The following is a 23,623-nucleotide window of genomic DNA, read 5'->3' as shown; positions in this document are numbered from 1 at the left end:
TCAGACCAGGTCGCGGCGCATGACCCAGCGGTGCCGCTTGTCGCTCTTGGCCTCGGTGCGGCGGACCCGCCGGAAGCCCGCCCGCTCGAACATGTCCATCGTCCCGACATAGGCGAGGGTGGGATTCACCCGGCCGCCCTCCGGGTCCACCGGATACCCCTCGACGGCGGGCGCACCGTGGGCACGCGCGTGCTCGACGGCCCCCTCCAGCAGGCCCGAGGCGACCCCCTTGCCGCGGAAGTCCTTGCGCACGACGAAGCAGGTCACCGACCACACGGGCAGATCGTCCACCGGTGTGATCGTCTTCGAGGAGGTCAGCCGGTCGAGCTGGCGGCGCGGGGCCACGTTGCACCAGCCCGCCACCTCGCCGTCCAGGAACCCGAGGACCCCGGGCGGCGGATCGGCCTTCTCCATCAGGCCGCGCAGGTGCTCGCCCCGCTCGTCCGCCGTGAGCCGCCCGTACTCGCCGGTGGACAGCCGCCACGCCATGCACCAGCACGTGTGCGCGCTCTTCTTCGGCTGGAGCACCCGGCGGATGTCGTCCCACAGATCCGCCGTGGCGGGCCGTACTTCTAAACTCATGCTGCTACTTCGCTCTCTTCCGCTGCTTACGAGCGTCCCGCGGCCGCGGTGTCCCGCGACCCGGTGACGGCATCGGTCATCACGGCGGCCAGCACCCCGAGGGCCCGCCGGCACGCCTCTCGTCCTGCGTCCAGATGGGTGACCAGCCGGACCGTCTCCGGACCGGGCGCGGTCACCAGTACTCCTTCCTGCGCCGCCCGTGCGACGACCTCGTCGGCGCCGGGAACCTCGATGAGGACGATGTTGGTCTCCGGCGGGCGCACGGTGAACCCCGCGTCCCGCAGCCCCGCCGCCAGCAGCGCGGCGTTGGCGTGGTCCTCGGCGATCCGCTCCACGTGGTGGTCCAGGGCGTACAGTCCCGCAGCCGCCAGGATGCCCGACTGGCGCATGCCGCCGCCCAGACCGTGCCGCAGCTTCCGGGCCCGCGGCAGCCTTTCGGCCGACAGCAGGAGCACCGACCCGACCGGCGCGCCCAGCCCCTTCGACAGGCACACGGACAGCGAGTCGGCCGTGCGCCCGTACTGGCGTGCCGAAGTGCCGGTCGCGGCCATCGCGTTCCAGATCCGGGCCCCGTCCATGTGGACCGCCAGGCCCGCGCCGGACGTCAGTTCCCGTACGGCGCGCAGCGTGTCCAGCGGGTGGACCGTACCGCCGGCCCGGGTGTGGGTCTGCTCCACCTCCACCGCACGGGTGCCGAGCGTGTACGGGTTCCCCCGCCGGACCACCCCGGCCAGCAGCTCCGCGGTGACCACCCCGCGCTCGGCCGTCACCGTGCGCGTCTGGATCCCGCCGTAGCGGGCCGGTGAGGCCTCCTCGTGCGCCAGGACGTGCGCCTCGGCGTCGCACACCAGCTCCTCGCCGGGACCGACGAGGAGCTGGAGGGCGATCTGGTTGGCCATCACCCCGGACGGGGTGAACAGGGCCCCGGAGAAGCCGAAGAGCCCGGCGAGCCGGTCCTCCAGCGCGCGGACGGTCGGGTCCTCGCCGAACAGGTCGTCGCCGACCTCGGCCGCGGCCATCGCGGCCCGCATCCCGGGACCCGGCCGGGTCACCGTGTCGCTGCGCAGGTCGACGGTCTCGAAACTCCCGATGGTCATGACGGTACGTCAACTCCTCGCTCGCGGGGCTGTGGGGTGAGTTCGCGGGCCGCCACCCAGTCCAGCAGCGGGCGCACCAGCTGCCAGGTCTCCCGTACCAGCTCCCCGGCGCGCGCCGTGTGCAGCCCGGCGTCCGGACCGTGGCGGCGCCCCGCGTCGATCTTGCGGTGGCGCAGCAGCCCCAGCCGCGGGTGGTCCGCCGGGACCCCCCGCGGCCGGGACTTGAGCCGGTCGCCGCCCAGGGTGAACCCCTGCTCCTCCAGCCGGCCCACGATCGCGGCCAGCTCCGCGCCGCCGTCCTCCTGCTCGACGGCGGCGCGGTACCGGGCGACCTCGGCCCCGGCGTAGGGGTACCAGCGGCCCGAGGCGTAGAGGCCGTGCCGGTCCAGGTGCACCCAGAGGCCCAGGCAGGGCAGCAGATCCAGATAGGCGCCCTGGTAGGTCTTGTACGGGGACTTGTCGTGGGACATCCGCGTGTCCCGGACCGGGCCGAGCACCCGCACCCCGCCCGACCCGGTGGACTCCGCGAAGGCCGACTCCTTGAAATGCATGCTCAGTTCGGCGGCCAGCTCGTCCATCGGCGCACGTACGTCACGCTCGTACCGCTCGCGGTGGCGCAGCCGCCACGCCTCCTTGCTGTTGTCGGCCGCGAGGTCCTCGTACAGGCGCAGTGCCGAGGGCGGGAAGCCGCTGAAGGTCACGGCAGATACCCCGGCAGGGGGTGGGCGGCGCACAGCTCGGACACCCGGGTGCGCACCCGGTCGCGCAGCACGTCCGGCAGTACGCCGCCCTGCGCGCGCAGCGCCGTGAGGACGTCGGCGACCAGGTCGGCGCACTCGGCGGCCACCGCGTGGTCCATCCCGCGCGCGGCCAGCGTGTTGGTGCCGAGCCGCAGGCCGCCGGTCACCCGGACCGGTGTGGTGTCGCCGGGAACCCGGTTGCGGTTGACGACGATCCCGCAGGACTCCAGGGCCTGCTCGGCGATGTCCCCGGTGACGCCGGTGCCGCGCAGGTCGAGCAGCACCATGTGGGTGTCGGTGCCGCCGGTGACCAGCCGGAACCCCCGGTCCAGGAGCCGTTCGGCGATCGCCTGCGCGCCGTCGGCGAGCCGCTTGGCGACCTCGGCGAAGTCGGGGCTCGCCACGAAGTCCAGGGCGCGCGCCTTGGCTGCCACCGACGCCAGGTCGGGGGTGCCCTGGGTGAAGGGGAACACGGCACGGCGCAGGGTCGCGGCCAGGGTGCCGCGCTCCGGTCCGGCCTTGCGGGCCTCCCGGCCGAGCAGGATCAGACCGCCGCGCGGACCGTACAGCTGCTTGTAGGTGCTGGTGGTGGTCACGTGGGCGTGGTCGACGGGGCTCTGGTGGAGGCCGGCCGCGACCAGTCCCGCGATGTGCGAGATGTCGGCCAGGAGATAGGCGTTGGCCTCGTCCGCGATCTCCCGGAAACGGGCGAAGTCGATGCTGCGCGGGTACGCGCTCGCCCCGCAGACGATCAGCTTCGGGCGGTGCTCCAGGGCCAGTTCGCGGATCTGGTCGTAGTCGAGCAGCCCCTCCGGTGTCACCCGGTAGCCGTGGGCGCGGTAGTAGCGGCCGGTCACCGAGGCGGGGGAGCCGTGGGTGAGGTGGCCCCCGCAGTCCAGGTCCAGCCCGAGCAGGGAGTCACCGGGGCTCAGCAGCGCCGTGATCACGGCGAGGTTGGCGGAGGACCCCGAGTGCGGCTGCACGATCGCGTCCTCGGCCCCGAAGGCGGCGCGGGCCCGGTCGATCGCGAGGCGCTCGATCTCGTCGGCGACCCCGCAGCCGGCGTGGTAGCGGTTCCCGGGGAAGCCCTCGGCGGTCAGATTGCCGAGCGCGCTGCCCTCGCAGGCCAGGACGGAGGGATCGGCGACGCTGGACGCCGCGACCATCATCAGGGTGTCGCGCTGGCGCGCCGACTCCCGGGCCAGCAGGTCGTACAGGACGGAATCGCGCTCTCTCAGGCGGGTGTTGGCGTGCGCGGCGAACTCGACCAGGTCGGGCGCGGGCACCCGCGGCGCGCCGCCCCGGAGCCCGTCCTCGTCCAGCGGATCGGTGACGGGCGCGGGCAGGGTGAGGCTCATGACTGTCCCCTCTCGGAATCGTCCGTGATGGCCGTGCTGAACCGGCTCGGGTCCTCAGCCGTCCGCATCGGCGGTGTCCGTCTCGTCGTCCAGTTCGCCGAAGGCCTCGGCGGCCGCGACCGCCTCCGCGCCGTGCTGCTCGTCGGCGGCGATCTTCCCGGCCAGCTCGGAGATCAGCGGGTTCTGGAACACGGTCTTCACCGGCACCGGCACCCCCAGCAGCTCCTTGAGCAGACCGGCCAGCCGAGTACCGCTGAGCGAATCGCCGCCCAGGCTGAAGAAGTTGTCACCGGGCGCCACCCCGTCGAGGCCCAGGATGTCGGCGACGGCCGCGCACAGCACGAGCTCCAGCGCGCTGCCCGGCCCGTCCCCGGCGTCGCGTACCGCCGCCTCGTCGGCGGACTGCTGGCGCCCGGCGGAGGAGGCCAGCAGCAGCCGGTCGACCTTGCCGTTGCGGGTCAGCGGCAGTTCCGGCAGCACCGTGAGCGCGGCCGGCACCATGTAGCCGGGGAGCTGCGCGGCGAGCCGCTCCAGCACCGGCCCCGCCGCCTCGGCCCCGGCCACGACGAAGGCGTGCAGCCGCCGCACCCCGTGCGCGCTGGCCGGGGCCACCACCACGGCCGCCTCGACCTCGGCGTCCTGGCGCAGCACGGCCTCGATCTCGCCGAGCTCGATCCGGTGGCCCTGGATCTTCACCTGGAAGTCGTCCCGGCCCAGGATCTCGATGCTGCCGTCCGGTAGGTACCGGCCCAGGTCACCGGTCAGATAGGCGCGTTCGCCGCTCTCCGGGAGGTGCACGAACCGGCTCGCGGTGCGCTCCGCGTCGTTCCAGTAGCCGAGCGCGAGCCCGACGTCGCTGGCCACGGCCATCTCGCCGACCACCCCGAGCGGGCGCTCGTAGCCGGCCGCATCGACGATGTAGTAGCGCTGGTTGGTGATCGGCTTGCCGTACGGGATGCTCGTCCAGGAGGGGTCGACCTCGCCGATCGGCTGGAACAGCGACCAGCAGATCGTCTCGGTCGGACCGCCCGAACCCACCACCTGGATCCGGGGGCTCTGCGCCCGCAGCCGGTCCGGCAGCGTCAGCGGGATCCAGTCGCCGGAGAGCACCGACAGTCGCAGGGACTCCAGCGGCCGGCCGACGCCGCGCCGCTCGCGCACCTCGGCCTCGCCGACCAGCAGCTCCATCAGGACGGGTACGGAATTCCACAGGGTGACCTGCTCGGCCTGGACCAGATCCGCCCACACGTCGGGCTCGGCGTGCTCGAACGGCGGCGGCAGCACCACGGTCCCGCCCTGCGTCAGCACCCCGAACACGTCGTAGATCGAGGCGTCGAAGTGCAGCCCGGAGATGGCCAGCAGCCGGTCCCGCGCACCGACCTCGAAGCGTGTCGCGACATCGCGGACCAGGTTGACCACGCCGATGTGGTCGACCATCACCCCCTTGGGCTCACCGGTCGAGCCCGAGGTGAAGATCGTGTACGCGAGGTCCGCCGGGGTCTGCGCGGTGTCCGGCCGGGTGGCGGTCCCGGACTCGAAGTCCTGGTCGACCCGGTAGCGGCGGGCCGCGGGGGGCCAGCTGATCCGGGAGTCCAGCCAGGACTGGGTGAGGATCCGGTCGACCTTGGCCTCGGTGAGCAGCCGGCGCAGCCGCTCCGGCGGCACGGACGGGTCCAGCGGCAGGTACGCGGCGCCGGAGGCGAGGATCCCGTACACCGCGGCGTACTGCTCCCAGCCCTTCTCCATCACCACGGCGACCAGCTCGCCCGGGGCCGCCCCGTGGTCCCGCAGCGTGTGCCCGATCCGCCAGGCGTACGAGGCCAGCTCGCCGTAGCTCAGCCGCCGCCCGGAGGCGTCCACCACGGCCTCGGCGTCGGGCGTGCGCCCCACCTGCTGCGCGAACAGCTCGTGCAAGGTGGTGTACGGGATCTGCCCGGCGGTGTCGTTGACCTGCCGGCGCAGGGTCCGCTCGGCCGCCGGGATCAGGTCGAAGCGCCGGGTGTGCAGGGACTCCGGGTCCCGCGTGAGCCGCTCCAGCAGGTCCACGTACACGCCGAAAGCGGCGTCGACGAAGCCGGGTGCGAACGCCCCGTCGACGAAGTCCCAGATGACGCGCAGCTCACCGGCCAGTTCGCGCAGCTGTACGTCGAGCGAGACCTGCGGGGTCTGCGAGATCGAGTACACCTCCCGGCCCAGGTCCGTGACGGGCCGGCGCACCGGGTAGTCGAGCAGGCTGGTCACGACCACCGGCATGCCGGCCTGCGCGCCCACCCCGTGCAGCCGGGTCAGCTCGCGCAACACGCGGACGCCGTTGAAGGCACCGTGCTCCGCGTCGCGGGCGAGCTGGTCGCGCAGGGCGTGCGCCCGGTCCAGGAAGGTCGCGCCCGAGCCGTCGGCGGCGAGCATCACGGCGTTGGTGAAGTCACCGAGGACCCCGGTGATGCCCGGATGCACCGCCGGGCGCTGGAAGACCGGGTAGTTGATGGTGAAGTCGGACTCCTCCGCCCAGCACCGGACCACCTCGGCGAAGGCGGCGGTGAGCAGGACCGACGGCGTCAGACCCGCCTCCCGCGCCCGGGCGGAGAAGCGCTGCCAGTCCGCGGGGGAGAGGCGGTGCTCGCGGCGGTCGAAGCGCACCTCGCGCCCGCCGCCGGCGGAGCCGCCCGTGGGCAGCGAGGGGGCCGGCGGCAGGGTGGGGACGCGCTCCACCCAGTAGTCGCGGGCGGTGCGGAAGGCCTCGGTGTGCGGCAGCGCGTCGGCGCGCCAGCGGGCGTACTCGGCGAAGCCGATGCCGGGCTCCGGGAGTTCGGCGTCCGGGTCCTCGTAGAGGTCGACCAGCTCGGGGAAGAGCACCTGGAAGGCACTGGAGGCGTCCAGCACCTGCAGGTCGATTCCGAGGTGGACCCGGCTCAGGTTCCCCGGCCCGCCCAGCCGGATGATCCGCAGGTCGAACAACGGCCAGCTGCCCACCGGGAAGACCACGTGGCTCATCTCGTCCCGCAGCGCCGCGAGCCGCTCCCGCGAGGCGTCGGCGGACAGTCCGCTCAGGTCCACGACCGGTATCTCGAAGGGCAGCGGGTCGGCGGGCACCCACTGCGTGCCGTCCGTGCGGCCGATCGCGCGGAGCATGTCGTGCCGGGCGACCACCTTGCGCCAGGCGGCGGCGAAACGCTCGGGATCGAGGTCCGCACGCTCCCATTCGAAGTATCCGTAGCAGCCGATACCGCCCAGCTCGACTGCTTCACCTCGCCCGATCATCAGTGCCTGCTGCGTCTCGGTCATCGGGAAGGACGCGGCACTGTCCGCGCGAGCGGGCAGGAGCTCGGTCATGGTCCAACTCCATTCGGTGTTACGGGCCGTTGGCTGGTTCTTGCCTGGGGTGGGTACGGGCCGGAGCGCCCTGCTGCGGGGCAGGGCGAGGCTAGGGGCGGTGAGTTAGCCGCCGGTTATGTTCCGTCCGGGCGGCGGCCCCGCGGTCGGCTGCGGCCCCCTCGCCCAGGGAGAGCGCGAAGAGCCGTACGAGCGGATGGAACAGGTAGCAGGGCTGGCCCCACTCGTCCGCGCCGCTGACCTCCAGCAGGGCCGCGTCGGCCAGCGCCTCCAGCAGCCGCTCGGCCTCGGCCTCCGGCAGGCTCAGCGAGAGGGCCGCCTCCGCCGCCGGGAACGGCTGCGGGCCGAGCGCGGCCAGTGCCGGGAACACCGCCCGTACCTCGGGGTCCAGCGCCCGCCAGGACGGCAGCAGCGAGCTGTGCACGTCCAGATCGCCCGAGTGCAGCTCCCGCAGCCGGGTGACGGGATCCGCCAGCCGGCGGGCCAGCCGGTCCGGAGTGGAGTGCGGCCGGGCCGCGATCCGGGTCCCGACGATCCGCAGGGCCAGCGGCAGACCGGCGCAGTGCTCGACGATCGCGGACGCCGCCCCGGGCGCCGAGGCCACCCGGGCCGGACCGGCCGCGGCCGAGAGCAGCTCCAGCGAGTCCCGGCGCGCCAGGGGGGCGAGGGCCACGGTGTGCGCCCCGGCCACGGTGGGCAGGGCGGTCCGCCCGGTGACCAGGACCGCCGGCTCCGGCGTGTTGGGCAGCAGCGGCCCCAGCTGGGCGGCCCCGGAGGCGTTGTCCAGCACGATCAGCAGCTGCCTGCCCCGGGTCCGCTCCCGGTAGAGCCGGACCAGCTGGTCCTGGTCGTCGCCGTCCGGTACGTCCTCCATCGGCCCCAGCGCGCGCAGCAGCCCGCGCAGCACCCGGGTGGGGTGCCGGGGGGTGCCGTCGGGCGCGCGCAGGTCGGCGTACAACTGCCCGTCGGGGAAGTGCCGCTGGCAGCGGTGCGCCGCGTGGACGGCGAGGGCGGTCTTGCCGAGTCCTGCCATACCGGTGACCAGGACCCGGCGGGGCCGCCCGGAGCCCTGCGCATCGGGGGCCAGCGCACGGCACAGCAGATCCAGTTCGGGCTCCCGGCCGGTGAAGTCGACGGTGTCGGGGGGCAGCATGGCCGGGGCGCCGTCCCGGCGGCCGGCCGCGTCCCGCCGGGGGCCGGCCAGTACGGCGGGCGCGGAGCGCGGCTGCCGGTCCAAGGTGCCCTCCAGCAGCGCCCGGTAGGTGGCCTGGAGCTCCTCGCCCGGGTTCACGCCCAGCTCGTCGGCGAGCACCGCACGGCCGTGGTGGAAGAGGTGGATGGCGTCCGCCTGCCGCCCCGACCGGCACAGGGCGGTCATCAGCTGGCACCGGATGCGCTCGCGCAGCGGGAACTCGGCGACCAGGCCGGTGAGCTCGCCGGTGATCTGCTCGTGCCGGCCCAGCGCGAGATCGGCCGCGATGCGGTGCTCCAGGGTGACCGCCCGGGCCTCGGTCAGCCGCGGCGCCTCGGCGTCGGCGAGGTATTCCGTGGCGTTGGCGAAGGGCAGGCCGTTCCACCGGGCCAGGGCGCCGCGCAGCAGCTCACCGGCCTTTTCGAAGTCCTCGGCGACCAGTGCCTCGCGGCCGCTGAGCGCCAGCTTCTCGAATTCGCTCAGGTCAAGCGTCGCATTACCGATGCTCATGGCATATCCGGGCGGCCGACGATCGATCAGAACATCGTCGCCGAGAATCTTGCGCAAACGGGAAACGTAGGTGTAGAGCTGTGCGCTGACGGTGGCCGGTGGAGCCCAGCCCCACAGCAGCCGGCACAGCCGTTCGTCGGAGATCACCTCTTCACGGGCCACCAGGAGCGCCGCGAGCACGGTGTGCAGCTTCGCCCCGGAGAACGCGACCCGGCGGCCGTCCCGCCGTACCTCGACTGGCCCGAGCACTCGGAATTCCATGTACCGCCCCATCCGTGATTCATGGAGAAGAATCTCTGAACGAAGCTAGTGGAGTGCGTTGTCTCCTCGATATCGTGGCGATTTCGAGGGCGGACCGGGTCACGAAATCGATGGAACACGGAAGGAAAAGGAGGCGTCCCTACTGTTCCATTCATGCCGCAGCGAGCGGCAGTGATGCTCCACCGAGAGGGGATTCCCAGATGCGCAGCACGCTGACGGTGAAGACGGCGAACACGACGGCGGCGGCCTGCCTGCTCGTTCTTGCGGGGGTGTTCGTCGGCACGGGGGGAGCGTCGGCCGTCCTGGCGGACACGCACACCACCGCGCAGGCCGACGACGACATGCCCTGGGGCGTCGTCAAGCCGCTGGTCCCCCCGCACCCCGGCTCCGCCGGCAAGCACGGCGACATGCCCTGGGGCTGACCCGCGCTCCTGCCCAGCCCCCACCCCCGCCCCTGCCCCTGCCCCGCCCCTGCGCCGCGCCGCCGGCCGTCAGAGCGTCTAGTCCTCCGGGCACGTCAGCAGCGAGGTCAATTCCGCCGCGGTGAAGGAACGATGCGGCAACTCACCGGCGTCCCCACCGCCCGGTTCGCCCGCCGCGTCCTGGACCGCCGCCAGCAGCCGGCCCGCCTGAGCCCGCCAGGGCTGCGCGCCGACCTCGCCGAAGGCGGCCCGCGCCCGCCGGAACCGCTCCGCCGCCTCCGCCGGGCGGCCGCCGATCGCCGCCACACATCCCAGATCGGTCTCCACCCGGGCGTACAGGAACCGGTCCGCCAGCTCATCCGTGATCTCCAGGGCCTGCTGCAGCGTCCCTCCCGCCGCCGACAGCAGGCCCTGGCTCCACTGCGTCTGTCCCAGCCCCCGCAGCGCGTGCGCCTCCCCGACCCGGTCGCCCTCGCCCCGGGTCAGCCGCAGTACCGCGCCGAAGGCCTCCGCGGCCTCGCCCAGATCTCCCGCGCGCAGCCGGACCTCGGCCAGCCGGTACACGTTCTGCGCCTCCGCCCGTACCGATCCGGTACGGGCGCTCAGCGCCACCGCCCGCTCCGCGAGCGGCAGCGCGCCGCCCACGTTGCCCCGGTCCAGCTCGATCTGCGCCTGGAAGCCGAGCAGATGGGCCTCGTTCCCGATGTCACCCGACGAGTGGAAACCGCCGAGGGCCGCCTCGCAGTACTCCAGGGCCCGCTCCCAGTCCCCCTGGAACCGCGCGCACATGGCGAGGTTCCGCTGGGCGAGCGCCGCCCCGCCCACGTCACCGGTGTTGCGCAGCAGCCGCAGCGCGGCCATGTTCCAGCCCTCGGCCTGCTCGTACCGCCGCTGGTAGATCGCCAGCGACCCCAGCAGCCGCAGCATCGTCGCCTCGCCCGGTTCGTCGCCGGTGCGCCGGGCCGAGGCCAGCGCCTGCTCGGCGCAGCGCTGCCAGTCCTCCAGGTAGTTCTTCGTCTCGAAGTGCGGAACCGCGCTCTCGGTCAGCGTCCACGCGTACCGGGCCCGGCCCGTCTCCGCCGCGTGCGCCACCAGGTCCGTCACGGCCGTGCGCTCCGACTCGAACCAGTCCATCGGCGCGGCCAGCAGCTCGTCGGCCAGCTCCGGCAGGAAGCGCGGGGCCGGCGCCGGCGTCCGGCCCACCGGGAACCGGCGCCCGTCGATCCGCCGGTGCGCCTCCTCGGCCAGCCAGAGCCAGGACGCGAAGGCCCGCTCCAGCGCGGCGTCGGTCTCCCCCTCCGGCTCGTCCGACTCCGCCCGCTCGCGGGCGAACAGCCGCAGCAGGTCCTGGAACCGGTAGCGGGCGGCCCGCCCGGGCTCGGCGTCGGCCACCTCCAGCAGCTGCGCGTCGACCAGCTGGTCGATCAGCTCCTCCGCGTGCCACACATCGGTGTCCAGTACGGCCGCCCCCGCCCAGGCGGCGAAGTCCGCCGTGCGCAGCAGGCCGAGCCTGCGGTACATCCGGGCCGTCTCCGGCGGCAGGTCCCGGTAGGTGAGCCGGAAGCCGGCGCGCACCCCGCCCTCGCCCGGGCTCAGCACGTCGAGGCGGGAGCGGTGGTCGCGCAGCCGCGCCACCAGGCTCCGTACGCTCAGATTGGGTTTCGCCGCCAGCCGCGCCCCGGCGATCCGCAGCGCGAGCGGAAGGCAGTCGCACAGGGCGCCGAGCTGTTCCACCGCCACCGGGTCGCTGCCGAACCGGTCGGCCCCGGCCAGTTTGATCAGCAGCGCCGTCGCCTCGGTCGGCTCCAGCATCCGCAGCCGCAGGGTCAGTGCCGTGTAGTCCCCGGTCAGATCACCCAGGCTCTCCCGGCTGGTGGCCAGCACCACGCTGCGTCCGCCGCCCGGGAGCAGGGGTCTGAGCTGGTGGAAGGAACGTACGTTGTCCAGGACGATCAGTGTCTTGCGGGTGCTGAGCAGGCTCCGGAAGAGCGAGGCCCGCTCGTCGGGGTCCGCCGGTATCTGGGGCGCGCCGACCCCGAGGGCGCGCAGGAAGCGGTCGAGCACGGCGGCGGGGGACACCGGCGCGTGCTCCTCGTCGTACCCGCGCAGATCGGCGAAGAGCTGGCCGTCCGGGAACTGGTCGGCGACCTGGCTCGCCCAGTGCACCGCGAGTGCGGTCTTGCCCACCCCGCCCACGCCGACGATGGTCGCCAGCGCCGGGGTGTGCGGGTTGTAGGGCTCCTTCAGGAGCCGGTCCAGGGAGGTCATCTCCGGCTGCCGGCCGGTGAACGCCATGACGTCCGCGGGCAGTTGTGCCGGGATGGTGCTCAGGGCCGCCGGCGCGGGCGCCGCGGTGGCGGGCGGCCGGGTCAGTTCGGGGGAGTCGCGCAGGATCAGCTCGTGCAGCTGACGCAGCCCGGGACCGGGTTCGATCCCGAGCTGGTCGGTGAGTAACCGGCGGCCGTGCAGGAACACCTCGAGGGCCTCGGCCCGCTGCCCCGACCGGTACAGGGCCAGCATGAGGTGTTCGCGGCACTGCTCGCGCAGGGGGTGGCTGGCCACCAGTTCGGTGAGCTCACCGGTGAGCGCGCGGTGCCGGCCCAGCTGGAGCATCAGCCCGGCACGTTCCTCCATCAGCGCGAGCCGCATCTGCTCCAGCCTGGTGGTCTCCGCCTCCAGCCGGGAGCCGGACGGCTCGTCCAGCGCGGAGCCCCGCCAGATGCTGAGCGCCTCCTCGAAGTGCGTGCAGGCCTCTTCGGTCCGGCCGTGCCGGGCCGCGTCCCGCCCCTGCTCGGCGCGCTCCATGAACTCCTGGACGTCGATCCGGTGCTCCCCCTTGGCCAGCAGGTAGCCCGGGGGAGAGGTGATCAGCAGATCGGTCACCCCGGCCTGCTTGAAGGTCTTGCGGAGGGTGGCCACACAGATGGCGATCTGGTTGCGGGCCGTCGCCGGGGGAGAATCCGGCCAGACGGCGTCCACCAGGGTGTCCACCGAAACGATCCGGTCGGCGTAGAGCAGCAGCATCGACAGGACCGTGGCCTGCCGCCGGCCGTTGATGCGCAGCGGGCCGTCATCGGTCTGGACGAGCAGCGGCCCCAGCACTCTGAAGACAAACCGATTCAAAAGGTCCCCCGGCCTTGAAACCCCGCGTCAGGCGCGAACGGTACCGCAAAGAGCGTTCCTCGGTGCAGTCAACTCTTGGGAAAAACATGGGCAGTTTCAGGCCAGCTTGTCCGTATAGCGGCGGACACGTGCACGGGGCCTCACTGAGAGTCGTCGGATCCGATCGACGACAATGCGCCGGACAGGCCCCGCAGCGCCTCGGCCGTGCGGTATACCTCTTCCTCGCCGCCGAGGCCCTCGCACAGCTGCCGCGCCAGCTCGGCGAGACAGGAGTCGATCTCCCGTTTCGCGGCCGCGCCCTGCTCGGTGGCGGTCAGCAGCTTGGCCCGCCGGTGCGCCGGATTGTCCAGATAGACCGCGAGCCCCTGCCGTACCAACAGGTCCGCTATGCGCTGCACGCTCTGCCGGGTGGTCCCCACCCGCCGGGCCACCGCGGACACGGACAGTGATTCTCCCGACACCGTGCTGAGTACCTGCCAGCGGGCGGCGCTGAGCCCCGAGGCGAGCGCGAGCCGGTCGAGGGCCGCGGTGAACCGTCCGTTCAGCCGGAAGACCGCCACAGCTGCCCGGCTGAACGCCTCGGCCTCCCCGGACTCCCCCGTACGCGCCAACGTCGGTCCCCTTCCGTACGCCCCGCGGGTCGCTGCACGATAACAGCGCGTGGTCACGTGGAGGAGAGTCGGCCAGCACGGCACGACCCGGCCGGCGCGCCGGGCCCCTCGGGGCGGTGACCCGGGTCGGCGCAGGGGGCCCGCCGGACTGGTCCGTTGGCAGACTCCTGGCCGAGCAATCCGCCCAAGCACTGTGCCAATGGCCCAGTCCAGGCAGGCTCGGTTGAGCCAGTGGGCCCCCGGATGCTTATCTGTGTCCTATCCATGTACTTACGGCGCCGCGCAGCGCCGGACGGCAACGAAGCCGGTTCCGGAGCGCGGCGCCTTCGCCGTGCCCGTCCGCCGCCCACCACCCCCGGGCGGCGCCGGGCCGGCGCGCAGCACTGCAAGGGGGGCGGCACACCGCCGTGAAGAGGATGTTCGTGGCTCCGGATCCGGGGCGTATGAGACTGCGGAACTCGGCCCGCGCGGTGATCGGCGTCGCCGCCGCCGTCGCCCTCGCCGAAGTGTGCGGTCTCTCCCTGACCGCCTCCATCACCGGGGGACTGGCGGCCCTGCTCGCCCTCTTCACCGTCCTCGACGCGGACGTCCGCGCCCAGCGCCGCACCACCGCCCTGCTGCCCGTCGCCGGATTCCCCGTCCTGACCCTCGCCACCACCCTGCACGGGGTGCCCCTCGCCCGGGACGCCGCCTTCCTCGCCGTCGTGTTCGCCGGGGTGTACGCCCGCCGCTTCGGCCCGCGCGGACACGCCCTCGGGATCTTCGCGTTCATGATGTTCTTCGTCACCCAGTTCCTGCACGCCCGGCCCGGGCAGCTGCCCGAGCTGTACGCCGCCGTCGGCCTGGCGCTCCTGGCCGCCGGGGCCGTGCGCTTCGGGCTGTGGCCCATCGAGCGGCGCACCCCGCCCCCCGCGGCCCCGCCCGGCCTGCCGGGAACCGGGCTCGCGCGGCCCACGACCCGGCAGGCCTTCCAGGCCACCGCCGCTTGCGCCTTCGCGCTCGGCATCGGCCAGGCGCTCTCCGACGACCGCTGGTACTGGGCCGTCGGCACCGCCTGGTGGATCTTCGTGAACACCGCCTCCCGGGGCGAGACCCTCGTACGGGGCTTCCGCCGCGTCCTCGGCACCGTTGTCGGCATCGCCGCCGGACTGCTGATCGCCGTACCCCTGCACGGCGCGCCGGTACCCACCGCGGCACTGGTGGCCGTATGCGTCTTCGGGATCTTCTACACGGCCGCGCCGTCGTACTCCTGGATGATGTTCTTCGTCACCGTCATGGCCGGGCTGCTCTACGGCCTCCTCGGAGTCCTGCACCCCGGACTGCTGCTCCTGCGCTTCCAGGAGACCGCCATCGGCGCGCTCGGCGCCGCCCTCGCCGTCGTGCTCATCCTTCCGGTCACCACCCACGCCGCCAACGACGCGTGGATCCAGCGCGCCCTGCACTGCGTACGCGCCTCCACCGCGGCCGCCCTGGAACGCCTCGCGGGCGACCCGGACGCCGACCCCGCCCCGCACGCCGCCGAGCTGGAGCTCCTGCTGGGCCGGGTACGGATGGCGCTCGCGCCGCTCGTCCACCCGCTGAGCCCGCTGCGCGCCCGCAAGGCCCGGGCCCGGCAGGTGCTCGCGCTGCTCGACGACTGCGCCCGGGACGTGCGCGGGCTGGTCGCCGTCGCCGCCGACCCGCAGGCTTCGCACGACGCCCGGCTGGCTGCCGCCTGCTGGCGCGTGGAGGCCGCGGTGGAGGCCCTGACCGCCCCGCACGGTGGCGCTCCCGGGCCCGCCACCGTGCCGCACCCCCGGCCCGCCGCCGCGGAACCGGCCCTCGCCCACCTCCACGGCCTGGAGCACACCCTCGTGGCGCTGGCGACCCCGCTGCGCACCGACCCCCGGGCGCCACTGGTCATCAGCGCCTGAGCAGCCCCTCCGGGGTGTCCGCCAACCCCGCCGGCAGCCTGCCGGCGGTGTGCACCACCCCGAGGGACTGGGTGGCCCGGGTCAGCGCCACGTACAGGTCGCTCGGCCGGAGCTCGGCCGGTTCCACCACGATCACCGTGTCGAACTCCAGCCCCTTGGCCTGGCGCGGGTCCAGCAGGACCACCTGCCGGGTCAGGTCCGGCTCCGCACCCGCCCGTACCCCCGGCAGTGCGGCGGCCAGCACCGCGTGCCGCGCCCGCGGCGCGATCACCGCGAGCCGGCCCTCGGCCGGCAGCTCCCGCGCCACGGCCTCCCGGGTCGCCGCCGCCAGGTCGCCGGTCGCGTGCGCCCACGGCCGCACCCCGGTGGCCCGTACCGAACGCGGCGGTTCGAAGCCGGGATCGCGCGTGCGCAGCACGGCCGCCGCCACCTCCATGATCTCGGCCGGCGTGCGGTAGTTGACCCCCAGCCGGACCAGCTCCCAGCGCTCGCCCACGTACGGCGACAGGACGCCCTCCCACGAGCCGCACCCCGCCTCGTCGGCCGTCTGCGCCGGATCGCCGACCAGGGTCATCGACCGGGTCGGGCAGCGCCGCATCAGCAGCCGCCACGCCATCGCCGACAGCTCCTGCGCCTCGTCCACGATCACGTGCCCGAAGGCCCAGGTGCGGTCGGCCGCGGCCCGCTCGGCGGTGCTGCGGTGGTCTGCCTCCTCGTGGCGCTCGGCCATCCGCTCCGCGTCGATGATGTCGTGGGCCGCGAGGAACTCGTTCTCCTCGTCCTCGAACTCGTACGACTGAGAGCCCTCGGACAGGTCCAGCACCCCCTGCGCGTAGGCGATGCGCCGCTGCCGCTCCCGTTCCTCGGCGGCCCGCCGGGCGGTGTCGTCCTCGCCGAGCAGCTCGGCGGCCTCGTCCAGGAGCGGGACGTCGGCCGGGGTCCACTCCGGCCGGGCCGAGGGCGCGCGCCGGATCAGGTCGGCCTCGTGCGCGGGCAGGTGCGTGGGCTCCGCCAGGAAGTCGGAGATCAGCTGCTGGGGGGTGAGGGACGGCCACAGCGAATCGATGGCCGCCTGTACGGCGGCGCTCGTCGCGATCTCCTTGCCGAGCTGGGCGATGTCGTCCGAGCCCAGCAGGTTCGGACCGCCGTACGGATCGGCGCCCAGCCGGTCGGCGAGCTGCGCGGTGAGCGCGTCGATGACCGGGAAGGCGAAGAAGGGACGCGCCTGGTTGTGCGGCAGCCCGGTGGCCCGGGCCCGGTCCCGTGCCTCGTACGCCATGGTGCGGTCCAGCAGCAGGGTCCCGTACTCCTCGTGGTCGATCTCCAGCGCCGGCTCGGGGACGGTGTCGTACTCCTCCCCGGTGTCCGCCGGCACGGTCTCCGGCAGGCACTGCCGGTCGGCCACCACCTCGGCCAGGACCTCCGCCATCGCGGCCCGCCCCTTCACCGCGGCGGCCCCGGGGCGGTCGGCGGCGGTGGCGTGGACGCCGGGGAAGAGCTCGCCCGGGGTTGCCAGCAGTACGCCCGTCTCGCCGAGCGCCGGGAGCACCCCGCCGATGTAGCCGAGGAAGGCAGGACCCGGTCCGACGATCAGCACACCGCGCTTGGCGAGCAGCTCCCGGTGCGCGTACAGCAGGTACGCGGCGCGGTGCAGCGCGACCGCGGTCTTGCCGGTACCGGGACCGCCCTCGACGACCAGCACCCCGCGGTGCGTGGAGCGGATGATCCGGTCCTGCTCGGCCTGGATGGTGCGGACGATGTCGTGCATCCGGCCGGTCCGGGCGGCGTCGAGCGCGGCGAGCAGCACGGCGTCCGCGTCGGCTCCCTCGTGGCCGGTGCGCTCCGCGTCGGTCAGGTCGAGGATCTCGTCGTGCAGGGCGGTGACCACGCGCCCCCGGCTGCTGATGTGCCGGCGGCGGCGCAGCCCCATGGGGGTGTGCCCGGTGGCGAGGTAGAAGGGGCGGGCCACGTCCGCCCGCCAGTCCAGGACCAGCGGAGTGCGTTCCGCGTCGTCGGCCCGGATTCCGAGCCGGCCGATGTGGTGGTCCCGGCCGTCGGAGAACTCCAGACGGCCGAAACAGAGGCCGTTCTCGCCCGCATTCAGGGCGGAAAGCAGACCGGACTGCTCGGCCACCAGGGTGTCCCGCTCCAGGCGCGCCTGAAACCCGGTACCGACATCGCGCAGCGCCCCTTCGACCGCCCGTTCGGCCTGGTCACGCAGACCGTCGAGGCGCCGATAGAGGTCGGTGACGAATTGCTGCTCTTTCCGGAATTCCTCGGTTGACAATTGCACTCCTGCCGCGATACGGTGTCCTCATGAGCTTCACCACGACTTCGATTCAGGCGAAGTCGTGAACCATTTAATATACGCTCTCTTCTCCCTCGGCAGCGAATTCGGCCGGGGGATTTTTTGCGTACGGTGGATCTCATGACCACCGCACGCGGCTCAGCCGACGGAATCGTCTACCGCCTCGCCCGTCCCGAGGACGCGGGTGCCATCGAGGCCCTGGACAGCTCCTTCACCACCACCACGGTCTTCGAGGTGAGCGACCCCGGCTCGGGAGACGGCGCCGGCTTCGGCTTCCTGCTCCGCGAGGTCCCGGTGGATCCGCCCGTGCACAAGGTGTTCCCGCCGGAGGAGCACGACGAGCAGGTCTTCGGCGGCGGGAAGGACTCGGACGCCGACGCGCGGACCTTCGTGGCCCTCGACGGCGACCTGGTCTGCGGGTTCGCCGCCGTCGGCTACGCCCCCTGGAACCGGCGGCTGACCATCGAGGACATCGAGGTCTCGCCGGGCCACCGGGGCCGCGGCATCGGCCGGGCGCTGATGGAGTGCGCCGAGCGGTTCGCCCGCGAACGGGGCGCGGAGCACCTGTGGTTGGAGGTCAGCTCGGTCAACGCCCCGGCGGTGCACGCCTACCGGCGCATGGGGTTCACGTTCTGCGGCCTCGACACCACGCTGTACGGCGGCACGCCGGCGGCCGGCGAGCAGGCGCTCTACATGAGCCGCCCCTGCCGCTGAAGCGGCGCACGGCCGACTCCCGCAACGCGCCGGATCGTACGCCCCCGCTCGCCCTGCCGCAGCCCGATCCGTGAGGGATCACCCGGAGGGGTGCTCCCTCGCGGCCGACCGCCCCACGCTGACCTGCGACATGTACAACGGGTAATTGTTTACTGCACATTCATCCGGCACGTACAGGGTGGATCTGGTCGGACAGGGGGTAACCGCCCGGAATGGAAATTCTTCAACAGCGCTCCACCACCGCCCAGGTGTGGGAAGCGGCCGAGGAGTTCATCCGACTCTTCCACCGGGAGAACGCGGACGCCGGGGATCCGCGCGCCCGGCTCGCCGCCGTGAGAGCCGAACTCGCCGAGACCGGCAGCTATGTGCACACCCCCGAGGAACTGGTCCACGGGGCCCGGGTGGCCTGGCGCAACAGCAACCGCTGCATAGGGCGGCTCTACTGGAACTCGCTGCGGGTCCGCGACCGCCGCGGGCTCACCGAGGCCGACGACATCGCCGCCGAGTGCTTCGAGCACCTGCACGAGGCGACCAACCGGGGCCGGGTCAGGCCCACGATCACGGTCTTCGCCCCGGACGCCCCGGAGCGGCCCGGCCCGCTCATCTGGAGCGAGCAGCTGGTCAGATACGCGGGCTACGGAGACCACCCCTCCATAACCGTCGGCGACGCCCGCAACGCCCCGCTCACCGAGGCCCTCCTCCGGCTCGGCTGGCCCGGCGGCCCCGGCACCCCCTTCGACCTCCTGCCGCTGGTGGTCCAGGGCGTCGACGACAAACCCCGCTGGTTCGACACCCCCGCGGACGCCGTCCTGGAAGTGCCGATCGGCCACCCCGACGGCGACGGCTGGGCGGACTGGGGGCTGCGCTGGCACGCCGTACCCGCCATCTCCAACATGTGCCTGGAGATCGGCGGAATCCACTACCCGGCCGCGCCGTTCAACGGCTGGTACATGGGCACCGAGATCGGCGCGCGCAACCTCGCCGACACCGACCGGTACAACCTGCTGCCCGCCGTCGCCCGCCGCCTGGGCCTGGACACCTCCAGCGACCGGTCCCTCTGGAAGGACCGCGCGCTCGTCGAACTGAACCGGGCCGTCCTGCACTCCTTCGACCGCGCCGGGGTCACGATCGCCGACCACCACACCGAGTCCCGGCGCTTCCTGGCGCACATGGAACGGGAGGAGCGCAGGGGGCGCGAGGTGGGCGCGGACTGGTCCTGGATCGTGCCGCCGATCTCCGGCTCCGCCACCCCGGTCTTCCACCGCACCTACGAGGACCGCAGCAGCAGCACGGCCTACGTCCACCACCGCGGCGCGCAGGAGCGGGCCCAAGGGCGAGATTTGGTCTAGACCTTCTGTTACCGTCGGCTCGGACGGATCCGGCAGCGGTGAGAGGGGCTCGACGTGGGCGGCGCGGACAATAGGGACCGGAACGGTGAACGGCGGGCCTACATCGGCTCGTTCACCTCGGCGGGCGGCCGCGGCGTCACCACCGCGGCCGTGGACCCGAAGACCGGGGCGCTGACCCCGCTCGCGGTCACCGCCGCCGAGGACCCCTCGTACCTCGCGCTCTCCCGCGCCACCGGCGTGCTCTACGCGGTGAACGAGACCGAGCGCGGTGCGGTCGCCGCCTTCCGGCCCACCGCGACGGGCCTCGCCCCCCTCGGTGCGGCCGTCCGCGTCGGGGGTTCCGGGCCCACCCACCTCAGCGTGGCCGGGCGCAGGCTGTTCACCGCCAACTACACCTCCGGCAGCGTCAGCAGTCTCCCGCTGGCCGCCGACGGCCGCCCGGGCGGGCCCGCCCACGTCCTGCCGCACCGGGGCTCCGGCCCGGACGGCGGCCGGCAGGAGGGCCCGCACGCCCATCAGGTGCTGCCCGACCCGACCGGCCGCTGGGTGCTCAGCGTGGACCTCGGCACCGACTCGGTACGGGTCTGCGCGCCGGACCCGGCCACCGGGGCGCTGCGGCCGCACGCCGAGACCGCGCTGCGCGCCGGGACCGGCCCCCGCCACCTCGCCTTCCATCCGGAGGGCGCGGTGGCGTACGTACTGCACGAGCTGGAGCCGCAGGTGACCGTCTGCCGCTGGAACGGGGCCTCCGGGCGACTGGAACCGGTCGGCGAGGTCCCGGTGGCCTCCGCGGGGGCCTCAGGGGCCGTGCGGGCCTACCCCTCGGCGATCGTCGCCTCGCCCGACGGCAGGTTCGTCTGGGCGGCCGTCCGCGGGGCCGACACGATCGTCACCCTCGCCCTCGCCGACGGGCCCGGGACGCCGCGGCTCACCGGTGCCGTGGGCTGCGGCGGAGCGTGGCCCCGCGACCTCGCCGTCGACCCCTCGGGCACGCGGCTCTACGCGGCCAACGAGCGCTCGGGGGACGTCACCTGGTTCGACGTGGACCCGCTGACCGGCCGGCCGCACCGGGCCGGCTCGCTGCCCGTGCCCGCGGCCACCTGCGTGGTCCTCGGCTGAGGCGGGCGCGCGGGGCCATGGGAAAGGGCCCCCGACGGCCACGGGTGACCGTGGCCGTCGGGGGCCCTTCGCGTCGTACGGGCGGGTCAGTGTGCGGCGGCGTCCTGGGTGATCCCGAGAGCCGCGGTGTACTGCGCGACGGCCAGCTTGCCGAGCGCGCCGTAGGCGCCGAGCACCTCGGCGGTGGCGCAGTCGGCCTCCTTGCAGGCGGTGTCGAGGAGTCCGTCGGCGGCCTCCGGGCCGATCAGGTACGGGGCGAGCGCGAGCAGCGTGGAGCCCTCGCGGCGCAGCTGCTCGGCGACCGCGGCCACCGAGCCCTCCTGGTCGAGCGCGGCGGCCTTGACGGGCACGGCGAGCCGGGCGGCGAGCAGCATGCCCGTGATCCCGGCGGCCTGTACGGCCTCCTCGCCACCGGTGGTGGCCAGGACGATGCCGTCGGCGGCGGTGGTCACGGTGAAGAGCCGGGCGCGGTCGGCGCGGGCCAGGCCGGCCTCGGACAGCCGCACGTGCAGGCCCTCGGCGAGCAGCGGGTGCGGGCCGAGCACGTCGGCCAGCTCGGCGGCGGCCGAGGAGTCCATCAGCGCCTGGCGGATCCGGCGGAGCAGATCGCTGTCGGGGCCGGCCAGCAGCGGCACGACCACGGCGTCCGGGCCGGTCGGCGCGGGCACCTCGTGGCCGGCCGCGCGGGCGAACTCCGCGCGCGCGATGCGCTCGGACGCGACGGCGCTCAGCACGCCGGACAGGGACGGGAACTCGGTGTCGTCGTCACCTTCGAGGAAGCCGATCCGGGCGTCGAGGCCCGGCAGCTCGGAGCGGCCGATGCTGATGATCTCTTCCGCGAGCCCTCGCGAGGGGGCCGAGGGGGCACCGGGCACGGCGAGCACCAGCGCGGGCGCGCCCTCGGGCGCCACCGCGGGCTCGGGCCGGCGGTGCCGTCCGGTCTGGCGGGGTCGCGGCATTCGTACGGGCAGGCCATTTGCGGGCCCAGTGGGGGAGCTCATGGCGCCGCATGCTACTGGCTTATCGGAACAAGGTGTTCGGGCAGGGCCTTCCAGTGGGGCATCTGTCCGTATTTATCCGGTGAATATCAGATACGTTCAACTGACGGACGGCAAGCGCCAGTCCACAGGCTGTGAACCCTGGCCCACCAGCAGCTCGTTCGTCCGGCTGAACGGACGGGAGCCGAAGAACCCGTAGTCGGCCGACTTGGGGGAGGGGTGCGAGGACTCCACGACGGGCAGTTCGCCGAGCAGCGGCCGCAGGTTGCGGGCCGCCCGTCCCCAGAGGATGGAGACCAGCGGCTTGCCGCGCGCGGCCAGGGCCCGGATGGCCTGGTCGGTGACGGCTTCCCAGCCCTTGCCCTGGTGCGCGTTGGAGCGCCGGGGCGCGGTCGTGAGCGACCTGTTGAGCAGCAGGACGCCCTGCCGGGTCCACGGGGTGAGGTCGCCGTTCGCCGGGCGGCCGGTGCCGATGTCCCGGTGCATCTCCAGGAAGATGTTGTCGAGGCTCGGCGGTACCGGCCGCACGTCCGGGGCGACCGAGAAGGACAGGCCCACCGCGTGTCCCGGCGTGGGATAGGGATCCTGCCCCACGATCAGCACCTTGACCTCGTCGAAGGGCTGTTGGAAGGCACGCAGCACATTGGCCCCGGCCGGTACGTACGTCCTCCCCGCCGCGATCTCGGCGCGCAGGAAGTCGCCCATGGCGGCGATCTGCCCCGCCACCGGCTCCAGAGCCCGGGCCCAGCCCGGCTCTACGATTTCGTTCAACGGTCGTGCTGCCACGGTGGATCACTCTACTGGCCGAACGTGGCCGCCCGCACGCACAGGACGTCGGGCAGGTGCTCGGCGAGCAGTTGCCAGCTGTCGCCGTCGTCGTGGCTGGCGTACAGCTCGCCGTTGCGGTTGCCGAAGTAGATGCCCGCCGGGTCCGCGTCGTCCGTGCACAGGGCGTCCCGGAGCACCGTGCCGTAGTGGTCCCCGGCCGGGAGCCCGCGCGCCAGCGGCTCCCAGGTGGCGCCCGCGTCCCGGGTGCGGAAGACCCGGCACCGGTGCTCGGCCGGGACCCGGTCGGAGTCGGCGTTGAGCGGGAAGACGTAGGCGGTGTCCGGCCGGTGCGGATGGGCCGCCACCGCGAACCCGAAGTCGGAGGGCAGCCCGCCGCCGATGTCGGTCCACCGGCCGCCCGCGTCGTCGCTGCGGTAGACGCCCCAGTGGTTCTGCAGGTACAGCCGGTCCGTGTCCGCGGCGTCCTGGGCGATCTTGTGCACGCACTGGCCGAACTCGGGGTGCGGGTCCGGCAGGAACACCGCCGAGACCCCCTCGTTGGACGGCGCCCAGCTGGCCCCGCCGTCCCGGGTCCGGAACACCCCGGCGGTGGAGACGGCGACGGTCACGGCGTCCGGGTCGCGCGGGTCGGTGATCACCGTGTGCAGGCCCTCGCCGCCGCCGCCCGGTACCCACTTCCCGCGGCTCGGGTGCTCCCACAGCGGGCGGACCAGCTCGAAGGAGTCGCCCCGGTCGGTCGAGCGGAACAGCGCGGCCGGTTCCGTCCCCGCGTACACCACGCCCGGGGCCTCGGGGCCGGCCGGGTGCAGCTGCCAGACCCGCTCCAGGGAGGCCCCGGTGTCCTGGGGGAACCGTACGGCGGGTGCGGCGGGTTCCCGCCAGGTCGCTCCGAGGTCGTCGGAGCTGAAGACGGACGGCCCCCAGTGGGAGCTGTCCCCGCCGACCAGCAGCCGGGGCGCCGGACCCCGCCGGTCGACGGCGACCGCGTAGACGGCCTGGGCGTTGAAATGGGGCCCGTCGAACTCCCAGGGCGCCCCGCCGCGGCGGCGGCCGATGAAGAGTCCTTTGCGGGTTCCCACGAGCAGTACTGCATCGGTCATGGCCGGCACCTCCGGGCCTCGTCGCCCTCGGCGGGCGCGTCGTGCGGGGTATCTTTTCGGCCAGTCTGCACCTGCCCGCTGACAGTCACCCGGTGGACGGTGCGGGG

17 protein-coding genes are annotated in these 23,623 nt (G+C 73.7%); 5 read left to right on the top strand and 12 right to left on the bottom strand.

Annotated elements, in window-relative coordinates:
• From JYK04_RS07630 to JYK04_RS07605, 6 genes are all read right to left on the bottom strand, one after another.
• Positions 1-582 carry a GNAT family N-acetyltransferase gene (locus JYK04_RS07630; RefSeq protein WP_189734220.1) on the bottom strand — a complete coding sequence of 194 codons (582 nt, stop codon included), beginning with the start codon at positions 580-582 and terminating at the stop codon, positions 1-3.
• A 26-nt stretch (positions 583-608) separates the two neighbouring features.
• Positions 609-1,679 (bottom strand): threonine aldolase family protein, encoded by a 1,071-nt coding sequence (locus JYK04_RS07625; RefSeq protein WP_189734218.1) that lies wholly within the window; start codon positions 1,677-1,679, stop codon positions 609-611.
• The gene (locus tag JYK04_RS07620) at positions 1,676-2,380 is read right to left on the bottom strand and encodes a DUF2461 domain-containing protein (protein ID WP_189734216.1); all 705 of its coding nucleotides are present in this window, start codon (positions 2,378-2,380) and stop codon (positions 1,676-1,678) included. The genes JYK04_RS07625 and JYK04_RS07620 overlap by 4 nt, the downstream gene beginning before the upstream one ends.
• A complete protein-coding gene (locus tag JYK04_RS07615; RefSeq protein WP_189734214.1) occupies positions 2,377-3,777 on the bottom strand; it encodes a serine hydroxymethyltransferase in 1,401 nt (466 codons plus the stop codon). Before JYK04_RS07615 ends, JYK04_RS07620 begins: the two co-directional genes overlap by 4 nt.
• A 54-nt stretch (positions 3,778-3,831) precedes the next feature.
• Positions 3,832-7,107, bottom strand: coding sequence for a non-ribosomal peptide synthetase (locus JYK04_RS07610; RefSeq protein ID WP_189734211.1), 3,276 nt, complete (start codon positions 7,105-7,107; stop codon positions 3,832-3,834).
• A gap of 91 nt (positions 7,108-7,198) precedes the next feature.
• Positions 7,199-9,058, bottom strand: a complete 1,860-nt coding sequence (locus JYK04_RS07605; protein WP_229875039.1) for an AfsR/SARP family transcriptional regulator — start codon at positions 9,056-9,058, stop codon at positions 7,199-7,201.
• A gap of 212 nt (positions 9,059-9,270) precedes the next feature.
• On the opposite strand from JYK04_RS07605, the gene JYK04_RS07600 reads away from it, so the two are divergent.
• The gene (locus tag JYK04_RS07600; RefSeq protein WP_189734207.1) at positions 9,271-9,492 is read left to right on the top strand and encodes a hypothetical protein; all 222 of its coding nucleotides are present in this window, start codon (positions 9,271-9,273) and stop codon (positions 9,490-9,492) included.
• 78 nt (positions 9,493-9,570) lie between these two features.
• Here the strand turns inward: JYK04_RS07600 and JYK04_RS07595 are convergent, their stop codons facing one another.
• Together JYK04_RS07595 and JYK04_RS07590 are read right to left on the bottom strand one after the other, a co-directional pair.
• Positions 9,571-12,594 (bottom strand): AfsR/SARP family transcriptional regulator, encoded by a 3,024-nt coding sequence (locus tag JYK04_RS07595; protein ID WP_229875038.1) that lies wholly within the window; start codon positions 12,592-12,594, stop codon positions 9,571-9,573.
• Between the two features lie 161 nt (positions 12,595-12,755).
• Complete coding sequence (locus tag JYK04_RS07590) at positions 12,756-13,226, bottom strand: MarR family winged helix-turn-helix transcriptional regulator (RefSeq protein ID WP_189734203.1); 471 nt, start codon at positions 13,224-13,226, stop codon at positions 12,756-12,758.
• 416 nt (positions 13,227-13,642) lie between these two features.
• Between JYK04_RS07590 and JYK04_RS07585 the strand changes: the two genes are divergently transcribed.
• A complete protein-coding gene (locus JYK04_RS07585; RefSeq protein WP_189734748.1) occupies positions 13,643-15,139 on the top strand; it encodes an FUSC family protein in 1,497 nt (498 codons plus the stop codon).
• Here the strand turns inward: JYK04_RS07585 and JYK04_RS07580 are convergent.
• Complete coding sequence (locus JYK04_RS07580) at positions 15,129-17,426, bottom strand: HelD family protein (RefSeq protein WP_189734201.1); 2,298 nt, start codon at positions 17,424-17,426, stop codon at positions 15,129-15,131. The two genes, JYK04_RS07585 and JYK04_RS07580, sit on opposite strands and share 11 nt — an antisense overlap.
• 141 nt (positions 17,427-17,567) lie before the next feature.
• Between JYK04_RS07580 and JYK04_RS07575 the strand changes: the two genes are divergently transcribed.
• The 3 genes from JYK04_RS07575 (at position 17,568) to JYK04_RS07565 (ending at position 20,629) form a co-directional block, all read left to right on the top strand.
• Positions 17,568-18,161, top strand: coding sequence for a GNAT family N-acetyltransferase (locus JYK04_RS07575; protein WP_202186045.1), 594 nt, complete (start codon positions 17,568-17,570; stop codon positions 18,159-18,161).
• A gap of 212 nt (positions 18,162-18,373) precedes the next feature.
• A complete protein-coding gene (locus JYK04_RS07570; protein WP_189734199.1) occupies positions 18,374-19,510 on the top strand; it encodes a nitric oxide synthase oxygenase in 1,137 nt (378 codons plus the stop codon).
• A 54-nt stretch (positions 19,511-19,564) separates the two neighbouring features.
• Positions 19,565-20,629, top strand: coding sequence for a lactonase family protein (locus JYK04_RS07565; RefSeq protein ID WP_189734196.1), 1,065 nt, complete (start codon positions 19,565-19,567; stop codon positions 20,627-20,629).
• Between the two features lie 86 nt (positions 20,630-20,715).
• On the opposite strand, the gene JYK04_RS07560 is transcribed toward JYK04_RS07565, so the two are convergent.
• From JYK04_RS07560 to JYK04_RS07550, 3 genes are all read right to left on the bottom strand, one after another.
• A complete protein-coding gene (locus tag JYK04_RS07560; protein ID WP_189734194.1) occupies positions 20,716-21,630 on the bottom strand; it encodes a sirohydrochlorin chelatase in 915 nt (304 codons plus the stop codon).
• 96 nt (positions 21,631-21,726) lie between these two features.
• Positions 21,727-22,413 carry a uracil-DNA glycosylase gene (locus JYK04_RS07555; RefSeq protein ID WP_030012774.1) on the bottom strand — a complete coding sequence of 229 codons (687 nt, stop codon included), beginning with the start codon at positions 22,411-22,413 and terminating at the stop codon, positions 21,727-21,729.
• A gap of 11 nt (positions 22,414-22,424) precedes the next feature.
• Positions 22,425-23,516 carry a WD40/YVTN/BNR-like repeat-containing protein gene (locus tag JYK04_RS07550; RefSeq protein ID WP_189734191.1) on the bottom strand — a complete coding sequence of 364 codons (1,092 nt, stop codon included), beginning with the start codon at positions 23,514-23,516 and terminating at the stop codon, positions 22,425-22,427.
• Positions 23,517-23,623: the final 107 nt, after the last annotated feature.

The organism is Streptomyces nojiriensis (assembly GCF_017639205.1).
GTDB lineage: Bacteria > Actinomycetota > Actinomycetes > Streptomycetales > Streptomycetaceae > Streptomyces > Streptomyces nojiriensis.
The sequence above is the reverse complement of the archived record's forward strand: the minus strand, read 5'-3'. Positions and strand labels throughout refer to the sequence as shown.